The sequence below is a fragment of the Bowmanella pacifica genome (genome assembly GCF_014645355.1).
Taxonomy (GTDB): domain Bacteria; phylum Pseudomonadota; class Gammaproteobacteria; order Enterobacterales; family Alteromonadaceae; genus Bowmanella; species Bowmanella pacifica.
On sequence record NZ_BMLS01000007.1, the window covers coordinates 179,702 to 191,875 of the forward strand.

A 12,174-nucleotide genomic window follows, 5' to 3' on the forward strand; every position below is an offset into this window, starting at 1 on the left:
TTACTTCTTGTATTTTTTTACGGCCTTTTTACCTCTCACCAACTGCGATAGTGCCAATTCAGCTTCTACCCGCATTGGTTCGATAACATCATTCAGATGCTGGTTACATGCCAACTCTGCTTCAAGAAAGGCCTTTTTTTCCTCCCCATCAAGTGCTTCCTGATGAGAAAGAATCAATGATTCACGCAGCTCTGTAAGGCGGAGTAGCTCATCAATATCGGGGGATTCTTGCAAAAGAAGCCCTGTAAGGGCTTCACTGTTTTCTCTTAGCGCGGGAAACGAATAAGGATGATCTAAATTGATCTTGTTCACACTGCCGCTTGCTCTTTTTGCCGCCTGGTCTCATAGGCCTGTTGCTTAGCAGCTTCAGGTATCTCTGCCCAGGCAGACTTAATAGGTAGCATCAGACTAATAACTTCGTCCATAATCTTCAAGTTATTCTGCACGTTAGCATCTACTAAACGCTGCAAAATATAGTCGTAAAGAGCGAATAAGTTGTCAGACACTTCGGATTGAATAGATAAATCCAGGGTATCACGCAAGTTCATGACAATGGCCCCTGCGCGGGACAGGTGTTCGGCCTTAGCTTCAAATTCACGACGTTCGATGCAACCTTTAGCAAAGGCCATTCTGTCCAACGCCCCCTGCATCAACATCAAGGTCAACTTATGAGGATCGGCCTGGGCGATTTCCTGCTTTAGGTTACCCTTTTTGTATGCATTAATGCCTTTCAACGACATCATTAACCTCCCATCGAACTCAGGGATGCAATCATAGCATTTCTGGTTTGATTTAAGCGGGCTACTGTCATATCCAGGCCCAGATATTTTTTACGCAAATTTTGCTCAAAATCCATCATCTGCAGATCAAGGCGCTCCCGTTCTGTATAAATTTCTTCTCGTTGATCTTTGTAGGAGTCTTCCCGCGATCTCAGCAAGCCGCCAAAGGTGGTGTACTCATGCAAATAATCATAGATACGAGTCGCAATGCCACTGTCCGCATCAGTAAACAACTTGCCCACTTCATCAAAGTGATCAGAAAGCGCATCTTTTAATAAGTCTTCACCAGACCCGATGCCATACTCGTCATTGGCGGTAATCTGTAGCTTGCCGTCACGGTCAAAAGACACGCCTAACTGGAACAAGCTGCCCAACTCCGAACCAGGTACACTTGATGCCACAATATTGGCAAGACCGGTGCGAATATCCCTGGCCATAAAATCCCCTGCCAACGGACCATCTTCTTCCAACTCAGAAGCACCGTACTTGGTCAGGTTTTTCATTTCATCCATCAGGGCATTGTAGTTATCAACAAAGTCCCGGACCAGCTTTTCAACCCCGTCGGAATCAAAGCCTATTTTCAGGGTAGATTCTTCAAACACACCATTGGCGTCTTTGCTGGATAAGGCTTTGGCATCAAAGCTGACGTTTTCAATAACGTTTTCAAACTTGTTGGTACTACTTTCAACTTCAATACCATCAATGGTCGCTTTCGCGTTCTTCGCTTCATTGCCAGCCGCAGGAGCAAGATAGGTAGCGGTTTCGGAAGAGTCCGTAGTAGACACCCGTTGCAGGTCGGCAATGTCGTCGTTATTCACGATCACTAAGTCATTACCTGCACCGGTTTTTTCAGATGTAAACACCAGCTTGGCACCACCATCGGCAGTACCGGTGTTGATAATACTGGCTGTTACGCCGAAGTTTTCCGATGCGTTATTCACGGCATTACGTAACTGCTGAAGCGTCATACCCGCAGTGACGTTAATATCAAAGCTGTCACTGCCGACTTTAAAGGTCATAGAACCCGCGGTATTACTCACCACATCGCTACTGGAGGTAAAACCACCACTGGCTGCGCTGGCGGTTTCTAAACGACTGCCGCTGGCAAGCTGAGTGATAGCAATCTTATAAGAACCGGTTACCGCAGAGTTAGACGCCTCAGCGCTAAAGGCACCGGTATTGGGGCCGTCTTCATCTTCACTGCTGCTGCCACCTGGGTGGTAGGCCGTGGCAGAACGCTGCCCAAGCTGATTCTCTTTACGCAGGGCATTTACGGTGTCTTTGAAGTCGTCCATCTTTGACTTCAATGCACCTAATCCGGATATCACGGCCTCAAGCTTCTCTTCTCTTTGATCGAGGCGGTCATACTTTGGCTTGCGCTCTGACTCAAGCAACTGCTTGACCAAATCATCTAGCGCCAGTCCTGATCCCACACCTAAAGATTGAATAGCCATGATAAACCTCTTAATTAAACGGCCTTGTTAAACAGTACCCCCACCGCAGCGCCAACGTCGGACTGCAATTCGCGTATCCGCTCGGCTAGCTTTAACACCTCTTCCGAGGGTATTTGCCGGATAACTGTTCCAGACTCGGGATCCGTTACTCGGATAACAGACCGCTTACTGTCTTCATCAACAGAAAAACTTAACTGACGATTATGAGCAAAAATAAATTCTTTTACCTGCTCTACCGCCTGTTCAACCTCTTCTTCTCTGATATCGGCTACGACACCAGTTTCTTGAGTGATATCTGATTGCAGTTTAGATTGCTGCTCACCCGACGGTGTCGCCTCTTTACTATTCTGCCCTTGCTTCTCCAGGATATTTTCCCGTGATTGTAGCAAGGCATCAGTTCTAGCAAGACTCTGGCCACCTTGTGAAAAATCTACGTCCATTTTTCACCTCCACATGCTGAAATAGTGGCCGCCAACACCCATAGTGTAGCGGCCTCTACTTATTATCCCAACAGTGACAATGCTGACTGAGGGCGTTGATTCGCCTGGCTCAGTACAGACAAGGACGCCTGCTGAACAATCTGGTTACGTGTCAGCTCAGCCGTTTCTGTCGCAAAGTCAGTATCCCGAATCCGAGAACGCGCACCGGCAATGTTCTCAGAAATGTTGCTCAGGTTACGGATAGTTGACTGGAAGCGGTTTTGCAACGCACCCAGGTCAGCTCGCACGCCACCGATAGCAGAAATAGCATCATCGATAGTGCCCAACGCTTTGGACGCATCGCCCACGGTTTTAACCGACGTTTGTGCCAAGCCCAGACCTGTCGCACTAAAGCCGTTTACACCCAGATTGGTTGAAGACAGGTTAACCGAGATAGTCTGACCCGCATTCGCACCTACCAAAAACGCTGCAGAGTAATCACCTTGCAACAGGTTTACACCAGCGAACTGCGTGGTAGTGGCAATACGTGAAATTTCCGCTTTTAACGCAGACACTTCTTTTTGCAACGCAGCACGGTCAGCAGAACCGTTAATACCGTTTTGTGACTGCACCGCCAACTGACGAATACGCTGCAGCGATGTGGTGATCTCAGACAGTGCACCTTCTGCAGTTTGAGTCAAAGAAATGGCATCGTTGGCATTTCTTACCGCCTGGTTAAGGCCTTGTACCTGCGCAGTCATACGATCTGAAATCTGCAGACCGGCCGCATCATCAGCCGCCCTGTTGATTCTGAAACCAGAAGAGAGTCGCTCAAAGGACACTGAAAGTGCATTACCTGAATTAAACAACTGCCTTTGGGCGTTCAATGATGACACGTTGGTGTTTACATATAGAGTCATAAAGATACCTCCTGAGAATTTATCCTGGTACCCTCATACCAGAGTAAATTCGCCTCATTTCAACCCATTACTGGGCTGCCTCATGATTGAACATTGACGCCGGGTCAAAATTCAAAACTTAAAATACCCCTCAACTCTAGGTATCGGCCAACCTTTGAGACTCTTTAGGATTTTTTTTGAATTTTTTTCAAAATAATCACAACACACTGATTTAAAAGAATTTTAAAGCTAGAAAAGATCTGCATCTGTACGCTACAGCAAAGAGCATTTTTGACTTGGAGGCAGGATTGAGATAGAAAGCGCGTCAGTAAACCAGCACAAAGCGTTCAGCCTATTCTCAGCGGTGAACTCAAGCAGCCAAGAACTTGGCATGAATAGTGCTAAAAGATTTAAGTATGTGAAGACATCAGGATATAGATGTTTGTGACAGGTCTGTCTTATTGACCGTCATAAAAAAGCCGGGTCAGATGACCCGGCCAACTTGCTCAAGTTAGGAGAACGAGCAAATTCGGTTTCGGTCCGACTGCGGGTTAGAGAATGCAAACTGGCCTCTCAACCAAAACTACACTCTCAGTCCGTCAGTCGGCGTTTTCTTCCTTCCCCCCCAGAGCCCTGGGGGGAGACTTATCCAGACGAGTCTGCATAAGTCTTCTGGTTGGCAGCCTTCAGGCTACCAGGGTCGGCCTCTCATTTCCTACCCTCTCAAACTCATTATCTTTGTATGGCGATTAACCTTGTAACAACTGCAGTGCCGACTGCGGTCTTTGGTTTGCTTGCCCCAACACTGTGGTACTGGCCTGCTGAATAATCTGCCAACGGGTCAGTTCTGCCGTTTCGACGGCAAAGTCTGTATCACGGATGCGCGATCTTGCCGCTGCGACGTTTTCTGAGATATTACTCAGGTTGCGAATCGTTGACTGAAAACGGTTCTGAATAGCACCTAAGTCAGCACGCTCTCCACCGATAATGGAAATAGCCATATCTACCGCCCCCAGGGCCCGAGATGCCTCCGCGGCGGTGGCAACCGATATATCATTGCCAGCACCAAATAACCCAGTGGGGGTGAAACCGCCAGGACGTGAGATATTCACGCTAATAGTTTGGCCGGCATTGGCGCCTACCAGGAATACCGCGGAATAAGTGCCATCCAGGATATTGACGCCACCAAATTGCGAGGTAATAGCAATACGGCTGATCTCTTGCTTAAGGGCCGAGACTTCTTTTTGCAGTGCCAGTCGGTCAGCCGAGCTGTTAATACCGTTTTGTGACTGTACCGCCAGTACTCGGATACGCTGCAGTGCAGTGGTAATTTCCTGCATAGCACCTTCAGCAGTCTGTGCCAGTGAAATCCCATCATTGGCGTTGCGCACGGCCATATTCAGGCCCATGATCTGTGATGTCATTCGGTCCGATATCTGCAAACCCGCCGCATCATCCTTGGCGCTGTTAATTCTGAAACCTGAAGACAAACGCTCAAAAGCGGTATTCAGATTCGTACTAGAGGTAAACAATTGCCTGGTGGCATTTAACGACGATACGTTAGTACTTACATACAAACTCATGATTCTCTCCTAACTTTAACGCCTGATATTGTTGTTTTTATACTCGGCTTTTTTACTTAAAAATGTTTGGCACGCTATGTGCTTTAATTTCTACGTAGTCAGGAAACTGACTCATGGTTTGCAGGTCCCTCAACCTGTAAAGCATGTGAGTGAGCGAAAGCTCTGGCCGTTCTGACAGGTTTGATGGCCTACCTCAAACCTCTCACTACCTCCTGGCATCGAGCCTGTCAGTCGGCCACTATCCAATCCACCTCTTATCCTTGCAATAACTGCAACGCTGACTGCGGTCTTTGATTGGCTTGACCTAATACCGTGGTACTGGCTTGCTGAATAATCTGCCAGCGGGTCAGTTCTGCCGTTTCAACGGCAAAGTCTGTATCACGGATACGTGATCTTGCCGCCGATACGTTTTCTGAGATGTTGCTCAGGTTACGAATGGTTGACTGAAAGCGGTTTTGAATGGCACCCAAATCAGCTCGCTCCCCACCGATAGTGGAAATAGCCAGGTCGACCAAGCTTAATGCCCTTGAAGCATCTGCGGCACTGGCAACAGAGACATCATTACCGGCACCAAATAACCCTGTGGGTGTAAAACCCCCTGGACGCGAAATATTCACGCTGATGGTTTGGCCGGCGTTGGCGCCAACCAGGAACACCGCGGAATAGGTGCCATCAAGGATATTCACGCCACCAAATTGCGAGGTGATGGCGATCCGGCTGATTTCTTGTTTAAGGGCTGAGACCTCTTTTTGCAGCGCCAATCGGTCTGCCGAGCTGTTAATGCCGTTTTGCGACTGAACAGCTAGCACCCGGATACGCTGCAGCGCGGTAGTAATCTCCTGCATAGCACCTTCAGCGGTTTGCGCCAGGGATATGCCGTCGTTAGCATTACGTACCGCCATGTTTAAACCCATGACCTGAGACGTCATACGATCAGAGATTTGCAAACCTGCCGCATCATCTTTTGCGCTATTAATCCGAAAGCCGGAAGACAAGCGTTCAAACGCGGTGTTCAGATTCATATTTGACGTGAACAACTGCCTGGTCGCATTCAACGACGAGACGTTGGTGCTTACATAAAGACTCATGTTTTTCTCCTAACTTGATAAATTTTCGAGCCAGACTTGTTGTTTTTATTAGTTATCTGGCTACAGACAAACCTATGTTATTGTTTTTATTGGCTTGTCTTGCATCTGAGCTGTTTTTTATTTTTATTACTCAGTGCTTACGCTTAAGTTATCGAGCAAAACGGACAAAAACTTTAGGAAAAAATGCAGAAATAACGAAACTCCCAAAAAATAATATATTTTTCAGGATGTTACAGATTTTCAGAAGGGGAAACAGACCGGGGTTTCCCCCGGTCAAATCGCTCTACGTTAGGAGAGAGTGAGCGAAATCATGTATTGAACCCAGGCCCATCGACACTACCTCCTGGCATCGGTTCAATACTTATCTGCTTATCCCAACAACTGCAGTGCAGCCTGAGGACGCTGATTAGCCTGCGACAGTACAGTGGTACTCGCCTGCTGGATAATCTGGTTACGCGTCAGTTCAGCGGTCTCTGTTGCAAAGTCAGTATCGCGAATCCGTGAACGGGCACCCGATACGTTCTCTGAGATGTTGCTTAGGTTACGAATCGTTGACTGGAAGCGGTTTTGCAGCGCACCCAGGTCGGCACGAATACCACCAATTGCAGAGATGGCCTCATCAATAGTGCCCAGGGCAGTAGATGCACCACCAATAGTTGCCACGCTAGTCGTAGCCAGACCTAAGCCTGTAGCACTGAATCCGTCGATACCCAGCTTATTGGCAGACAGGTTAACAGAGATAGTCTGTCCAGCATTTGCGCCAACCAGGAATGCTGCTGAGTAACCGCCTTTGAGCAGATCGACACCGGCAAATTGCGTGGTAGTGGCAATACGGGAAATTTCAGACTTCAGCGCAGACACTTCTTTTTGCAGTGCCGCACGGTCAGCAGAGCTGTTAATACCGTTTTGTGATTGCACCGCCAGGACACGGATACGCTGCAAAGACGTAGTAATTTCCTGCAAGGCACCTTCAGCAGTCTGCGTCAGTGAAATCGCGTCGTTAGCGTTACGTACAGCCTGGTTTAAACCTTGAACCTGTGAGGTCATACGATCAGTGATCTGCAGACCTGCGGCATCATCGGCGGCACGGTTAATACGGAAGCCGGAGGACAGACGCTCGAATGAAACATTCAATGCTGTTCCGGAGTTGAACAATTGACGTTGCGCATTGATAGACGAAACGTTGGTGTTAACGTATAAGGACATAAACCTCTCCTACACTCTCAGTCCAGCAGTCGCTGGCATCCGGCTCACGCCGAAGGTTAAAAACACTTTAAGAACAATAACTTTGGTTAAAAAGTTAGTGTTACTGGCTCTCTCGCTTAAGGTTATCGACGCCCCGGCAAACTCCTTTAGAAAAATTTTGCCTCCCCGGCAAAAAAGCGGAAAAAACTTGCCGCCTTTGCATTCTTAAAGAACTTGCGTTTCAATGACTTTCTCGAAAATTCGGCTCAGAAAAGAAAAATGCACGAACAGTGGCAATCATGTGTATGGCAGCGTGGTCAACACAACGCGTTTACGGATTTATGTGAATTCAACGGCATGTTGGTGTGTAGTTTCAGAGAAGCAACCAACCATATCAGTGCCGATGGTGTTATTCGGCTGCTATATCTGGATATGCAAGGCAAGCTTATTCGCCATCAGCAGGTCAAGCTGCCTGGGGCGGATCTTCGTGATCCCAAATTATCGGTAACACCGGACGGAAAGCTATTATTGCTGGCCTATGCCAAGGTGTATAACGGCCACCAGGATCCTGTCTATCGCCAGGCCTACACCTGGCTGACACAAGACGGTCAAAGCTGGTCATCCCCCAAACAACTGGGTGATAAAAACTGGTGGTTGTGGCGTCTGCGCTGGCACAAAGACAAGGCTTATGGTGTGGCTTATAACCGCGAAGCACAAAATACCAGGCTATATGCCGGCCTTCCGCGTCGAACTTTTGAATGTGTTGAACCGCAGCTTTTTAGCCTGAAGAAGCAAGGTAAAGGATACCCAAACGAGAGTGATCTGCATTTTAGTGCAGATGGCACAGCGCAGGTTTTATTGCGCCGGGATGCAGACAGCTGCACCGCTCAGCTGGGAATTTCAGCTCCCCCTTATCGGCGCTGGGTATGGCATGATTTAGGCTTTTATTTGGCTGGGCCACGCATGTTGAATTTATCGCAAGGTTATAGCCTGCTGGCAGGACGAATCTGGCAACAAGACGGGCCCAAAACAGCTTTGGTTTTGTTGAATTTGCAAACTATGAAACCTTCATTGCTGCGGGTTTTACCCTCGGGGGGGGATACCAGCTACCCTGGGTTAGTCAGACAGGGCAATAACGTATTTGTCAGCTACTACTCCAGTCATCAGCACCATAAAGCCTGTATTTACCTGGCCAAGTTCACATTAGATGACGAATTACTTAGCTGAGCCCAAGTCTTTCTGACAGGGCCCCTTGACCAGATAAACAGCCCAAGTTAGCGAACGTAATCGAACAACGACAGGCTGGTAACTCGTGAAAACGTAGCTTGAGCGGCCTGCAAGGCCGTTTCCTGGCGGCTCAGATCCGACACGGCCTTAGCATAGTCCACATCCTGCACCACAGAGCGTGCTTCCTTAGTCGATATCTCTAGATCCAGATTAGAACTATATACCGCTGCCGATACATTCAATCTTCCCCCCACGCCAGATGTAGCAGCGCCTAATGCCCCCAGTCCATTGTCCATACCGATAATGGCATCATCCAGGGCAGACAAAAAATCTTGCTGGGAAATATCCGGGTCGTCCAATGCGACAAAAAAATCGTCCAGGGTTTGAGCCAGGTTTTTCTTTTCAGGTGGGCTTAGCGAGAAATCTACCGTATCTCCAGGCGCCCCATCGATGGTGAATTGCATACCATTAAAGGTAAATGGCTCACCTGGCGTATAGTTAAAAGTACCTAAGTTAGCACCTGTGCCGACATTGGTAATGGTAACCTGGTCCCCCGCGGGGCTAACCTCAAGCTGGAAGTCGTTATTGGCAGGGGTTAGTGCATCGTAATTTTGCTTATGAAAACGATCCAGGTCGTTCTGTTCACTGATAGTCATTGAGGCATCAGCGGCCGTCGTTCCAGTCACCGAAGCCTTCAGCCTGGCAAACACATCCTCAAACACCGACTTACCCGAGTCATTTCCTTGCATCTGTACAGACGGAGAGAGCTGATAGCTGGTTGTGCCCTCATCACCCTGAAAATAATATTTATTGCCGGTGGCACTGGGATCATAAGCAAAGGCAGGTGACTTGGACTGGTACCCGGCAAAAATATATTCACCGGCGGCATTTTTAGAATTCATCAGATCAAAGACCTGGTCACGAATCTGTGCAATTTCCACCCCGATGGCGGCCCGGCTTTCCGGGGTCATCGCACCACTACCTGCCTGAATGGCTTTAGTACGGGCCAGTGTCACAGCTTCGTTGATATTGCGCATCACGGCTTCCTGCTCCTTCAGGGCGCCGGTCAATAACTCGTTGTTACGCTGAAACTGCTTTATTTGGTCGAGTTCTTCGGTCAGGCGAATAACCTTGGACGCCCCGACCGGATCATCTGAAGGCCTGAGCAGTTTTTTACCCGAAGCCAGACGCTGCTGAGTGTCGGAAAGCTCACCCTGACCGTTAAGAATATTATTGATGCCGCGGTCGAATAATTGACTGGTAGAAACTCTCATTCTGTTACCTCACTACCTGGCTGCGCTAAGGATAGTATCGAATAGACTCTGGGCCGTGCTTAAAATTCGTGCCGATGCGGCATACGCCTGCTGAAAACGAATCAAATTGGCCGCCTCTTCGTCCAGACTGACCCCGGAAACTGACTGGAACCAATCGTTTGATTGCTGCACCATGGCCTTAGCCGCCTTTAATTCTATATCAGCGGTGGCGGCTTTCTCACCCACCGAACTGACAGTATCAGCGTAAGCACCATGAAACGTGGTGGCATTTTGATCGCTAAAGGCTTTGCTGGCATCACGACGTACCGTATTCACATCCTGCAATCCCGCCAGGGCCAAGCCATTACGGTTATCGTCCACACCATCGGTGTTGTAACCTATGGTAAAGGTATCACCTGCTTTGGGCACACCGTCTAAGCTAATATCATAGCCAGGATAGTCCTCCTGGGCTGGCGGACTAAAAGCAGCCGGCCAGCCAGGTGTTCCTTTCGCTTGCTCAAGCAAATTGCGCAGGTCGGCGGCCCCCGATACCGTGGTAATCACTGTACCAGCGCTATCCAACACTTCATAGGTGTCTTCGGCGGTGAAGCGAATCTGGGTAGGTGCGCCCACACCGCCACCTGGCGCAGCACCGGGGCCATGTAGTCCCCCCGCGCCATCAAAGGCTGAAGTATTAGGATCAAAAGGTGCGGTATTGTCCACATGAGTATTACTTACCGAGGTGGACACCACCACCGCCGAGCCCAGATTATCAATACTTCCTTCGGCTTTAATCGGTGAGGCAAAGGCTAAATCTTCGCCGCGCAATACATCCATATCTATCTGTGATGCGGCGTTGCGGGTTGGTTGGAGCAAAAACCTGTCATCAACGGCATAGGCACCACTGGGAAATTCAAGCTCCAATCCATCACCGATTTTATTCCAGTTACCCGCACCGGTCGTCAATGCATCAGGGCCAGCAAAGGTGTATACAATAGGATTACCATCAGTACCCAAAGTGGGGGAGCCATCAGAATTAAGCAGCTCGACAGTGGCGTCCAGTGTCTGCGGTGGACCGGCATTCACGGCATTAATGGTGACCCGGTAATCCGACGTGGTTAGGTGTTCGGCCTGGTTCTCTTCCACCCGACCATTCATCAATAGATTGTTGGACGAGTTATCCTGATAAGCCAACGCCTGAAACTCGGGCAGTTCGAACAGCTTGGCCCCAAGCTGTCCATCGTAGTCCATACCCAACTGATTCTGCTCGTTCATGGCATCAGCAAATGCCAGCGCCAATTGTCCAAGTTCACGCTGTTTGGGGCCAAGTACCTCATCACGATAAGAGAACAGGCCGCCCATTTTACCGCCCATCTCAGTCTCATTTACGCCCAGAGTAACAGGCGCGTTAGAAGCCACTAAGGTCAAATTACGTCGCTGCGCATCCGGGTCACCACTGATTTGGAATAAATTGAAAACCCCAGCCTCCATCACTAAGGCTTCACCATTTTTGAGATGAACCAGCGTCGAGCCATCGTCCATGGTGCGGGTTTCTATGGAGACAATTTCGGAAAGCTTTTGAATCGCGAGATCCCGCTCATTTCTGAGTACCCCCGCTTCCTGCTGAGTAGAGGCACTTTCCACATAACGAATTTGATCATTAAGAGTGGAAATGGTTTTAATCAGATCATTGGCTTCCTGGGTAACACTGGCCAACTCCTGATTAACGTCTTTTTCCATTTGCCGCATGTACTCAGCCAAGCTGGACATACGTTCCATCAGGGAGCTGGCTTCCCCCAGCACCAAATCCCGCGAAGCCAGATTGCCAGGTTCATCAATGGCGGTTTGCATGGACGCAAAAAAACGACTGAGGCTACCAGAAATGCTGTTAGCTTCACTGGCCAGCATATTGTCCAACTGGGAGATCTTGTCAAAGAAAGACTGCGCTTCGCCTAATGTGGAAGTGTCCCGGCGAAGTTGATTCTGGGCAAAGGTATTAAGAATTCGCTCCGTGGTTCCGCGTCCTACCCCACCGGTTAACTGAGCAACATAGGTGGTGCGCTCACGAACAAAGCCCTCGGTATTCACGTTGGCGATGTTATTACCCGTGGTACGCAGCATATTGTTATGTGCGTTAATCGCCGATGAGGCAATGTTCAGAAGGTCGGCGCTGCGAATATAGCTCATTAATATTTCCAGTAAAGCGTGGGTGAAATCAACGCGCTACCCAGCGTCAATTCCAATTACCTTACCGATTTAAAAGCAAAAATTACGCCAATACGGCGAG

At 48.9% G+C, this 12,174-nt stretch carries 11 protein-coding genes; 1 reads left to right on the forward strand and 10 read right to left on the reverse strand.

Going from position 1 to position 12,174, the window contains the following annotated elements; all coding sequences use genetic code 11:
- The 8 genes from IEX02_RS17830 to IEX02_RS17865 all read right to left on the reverse strand — a co-directional run bounded on the left by IEX02_RS17830 (nt 1) and on the right by IEX02_RS17865 (nt 7,428).
- Nucleotides 1–312 (reverse strand): hypothetical protein, encoded by a 312-nt coding sequence (locus IEX02_RS17830; protein ID WP_188698377.1) that lies wholly within the window; start codon nt 310–312, stop codon nt 1–3.
- A complete protein-coding gene (gene fliS, locus IEX02_RS17835) occupies nt 309–740 on the reverse strand; it encodes a flagellar export chaperone FliS (RefSeq protein ID WP_188698529.1) in 432 nt (143 codons plus the stop codon). Before fliS ends, IEX02_RS17830 begins: the two co-directional genes overlap by 4 nt.
- A 2-nt stretch (nt 741–742) precedes the next feature.
- The gene (fliD, locus tag IEX02_RS17840) at nt 743–2,233 is read right to left on the reverse strand and encodes a flagellar filament capping protein FliD (RefSeq protein ID WP_188698380.1); all 1,491 of its coding nucleotides are present in this window, start codon (nt 2,231–2,233) and stop codon (nt 743–745) included.
- Nucleotides 2,234–2,247: 14 nt separating this feature from the next.
- Nucleotides 2,248–2,673, reverse strand: coding sequence for a flagellar protein FlaG (locus IEX02_RS17845; RefSeq protein ID WP_188698383.1), 426 nt, complete (start codon nt 2,671–2,673; stop codon nt 2,248–2,250).
- Between the two features lie 62 nt (nt 2,674–2,735).
- The gene (locus IEX02_RS17850; protein WP_188698386.1) at nt 2,736–3,572 is read right to left on the reverse strand and encodes a flagellin N-terminal helical domain-containing protein; all 837 of its coding nucleotides are present in this window, start codon (nt 3,570–3,572) and stop codon (nt 2,736–2,738) included.
- 728 nt (nt 3,573–4,300) lie between these two features.
- Nucleotides 4,301–5,134: a flagellin N-terminal helical domain-containing protein gene (locus tag IEX02_RS17855; RefSeq protein WP_188698389.1), complete on the reverse strand. Its 834-nt coding sequence runs from the start codon at nt 5,132–5,134 to the stop codon at nt 4,301–4,303.
- A gap of 254 nt (nt 5,135–5,388) precedes the next feature.
- Nucleotides 5,389–6,222, reverse strand: coding sequence for a flagellin N-terminal helical domain-containing protein (locus IEX02_RS17860; protein ID WP_188698392.1), 834 nt, complete (start codon nt 6,220–6,222; stop codon nt 5,389–5,391).
- A 369-nt stretch (nt 6,223–6,591) separates the two neighbouring features.
- Nucleotides 6,592–7,428: a flagellin N-terminal helical domain-containing protein gene (locus IEX02_RS17865; RefSeq protein WP_188698395.1), complete on the reverse strand. Its 837-nt coding sequence runs from the start codon at nt 7,426–7,428 to the stop codon at nt 6,592–6,594.
- A 258-nt stretch (nt 7,429–7,686) separates the two neighbouring features.
- On the opposite strand from IEX02_RS17865, the gene IEX02_RS17870 reads away from it, so the two are divergent.
- On the forward strand, nt 7,687–8,634 hold the full coding sequence (locus IEX02_RS17870) for a hypothetical protein (protein WP_188698398.1): 948 nt from the start codon (nt 7,687–7,689) through the stop codon (nt 8,632–8,634).
- 47 nt (nt 8,635–8,681) lie between these two features.
- Here the strand turns inward: IEX02_RS17870 and flgL are convergent, their stop codons facing one another.
- Together flgL and flgK are read right to left on the reverse strand one after the other, a co-directional pair.
- A complete protein-coding gene (gene flgL, locus IEX02_RS17875) occupies nt 8,682–9,908 on the reverse strand; it encodes a flagellar hook-associated protein FlgL (protein ID WP_188698401.1) in 1,227 nt (408 codons plus the stop codon).
- A 12-nt stretch (nt 9,909–9,920) separates the two neighbouring features.
- Nucleotides 9,921–12,074, reverse strand: coding sequence for a flagellar hook-associated protein FlgK (flgK, locus tag IEX02_RS17880; protein WP_188698403.1), 2,154 nt, complete (start codon nt 12,072–12,074; stop codon nt 9,921–9,923).
- Nucleotides 12,075–12,174 lie beyond the last annotated feature (100 nt).

Bases quoted from the DNA above. Each gene is read 5' to 3' on its own strand.
- IEX02_RS17850 (WP_188698386.1), bottom strand. From the start codon at position 3,572: ATGACTCTATATGTAAACACCAACGTGTCATCATTGAACGCCCAAAGG.
- flgK (WP_188698403.1), bottom strand. From the start codon at position 12,074: ATGAGCTATATTCGCAGCGCCGACCTTCTGAACATTGCCTCATCGGCG.
- IEX02_RS17860 (WP_188698392.1), bottom strand. From the start codon at position 6,222: ATGAGTCTTTATGTAAGCACCAACGTCTCGTCGTTGAATGCGACCAGG.
- IEX02_RS17855 (WP_188698389.1), bottom strand. From the start codon at position 5,134: ATGAGTTTGTATGTAAGTACTAACGTATCGTCGTTAAATGCCACCAGG.
- fliS (WP_188698529.1), bottom strand. From the start codon at position 740: ATGTCGTTGAAAGGCATTAATGCATACAAAAAGGGTAACCTAAAGCAG.
- fliD (WP_188698380.1), bottom strand. From the start codon at position 2,233: ATGGCTATTCAATCTTTAGGTGTGGGATCAGGACTGGCGCTAGATGAT.
- IEX02_RS17870 (WP_188698398.1), top strand. From the start codon at position 7,687: ATGCACGAACAGTGGCAATCATGTGTATGGCAGCGTGGTCAACACAAC.
- IEX02_RS17865 (WP_188698395.1), bottom strand. From the start codon at position 7,428: ATGTCCTTATACGTTAACACCAACGTTTCGTCTATCAATGCGCAACGT.
- flgL (WP_188698401.1), bottom strand. From the start codon at position 9,908: ATGAGAGTTTCTACCAGTCAATTATTCGACCGCGGCATCAATAATATT.
- IEX02_RS17845 (WP_188698383.1), bottom strand. From the start codon at position 2,673: ATGGACGTAGATTTTTCACAAGGTGGCCAGAGTCTTGCTAGAACTGAT.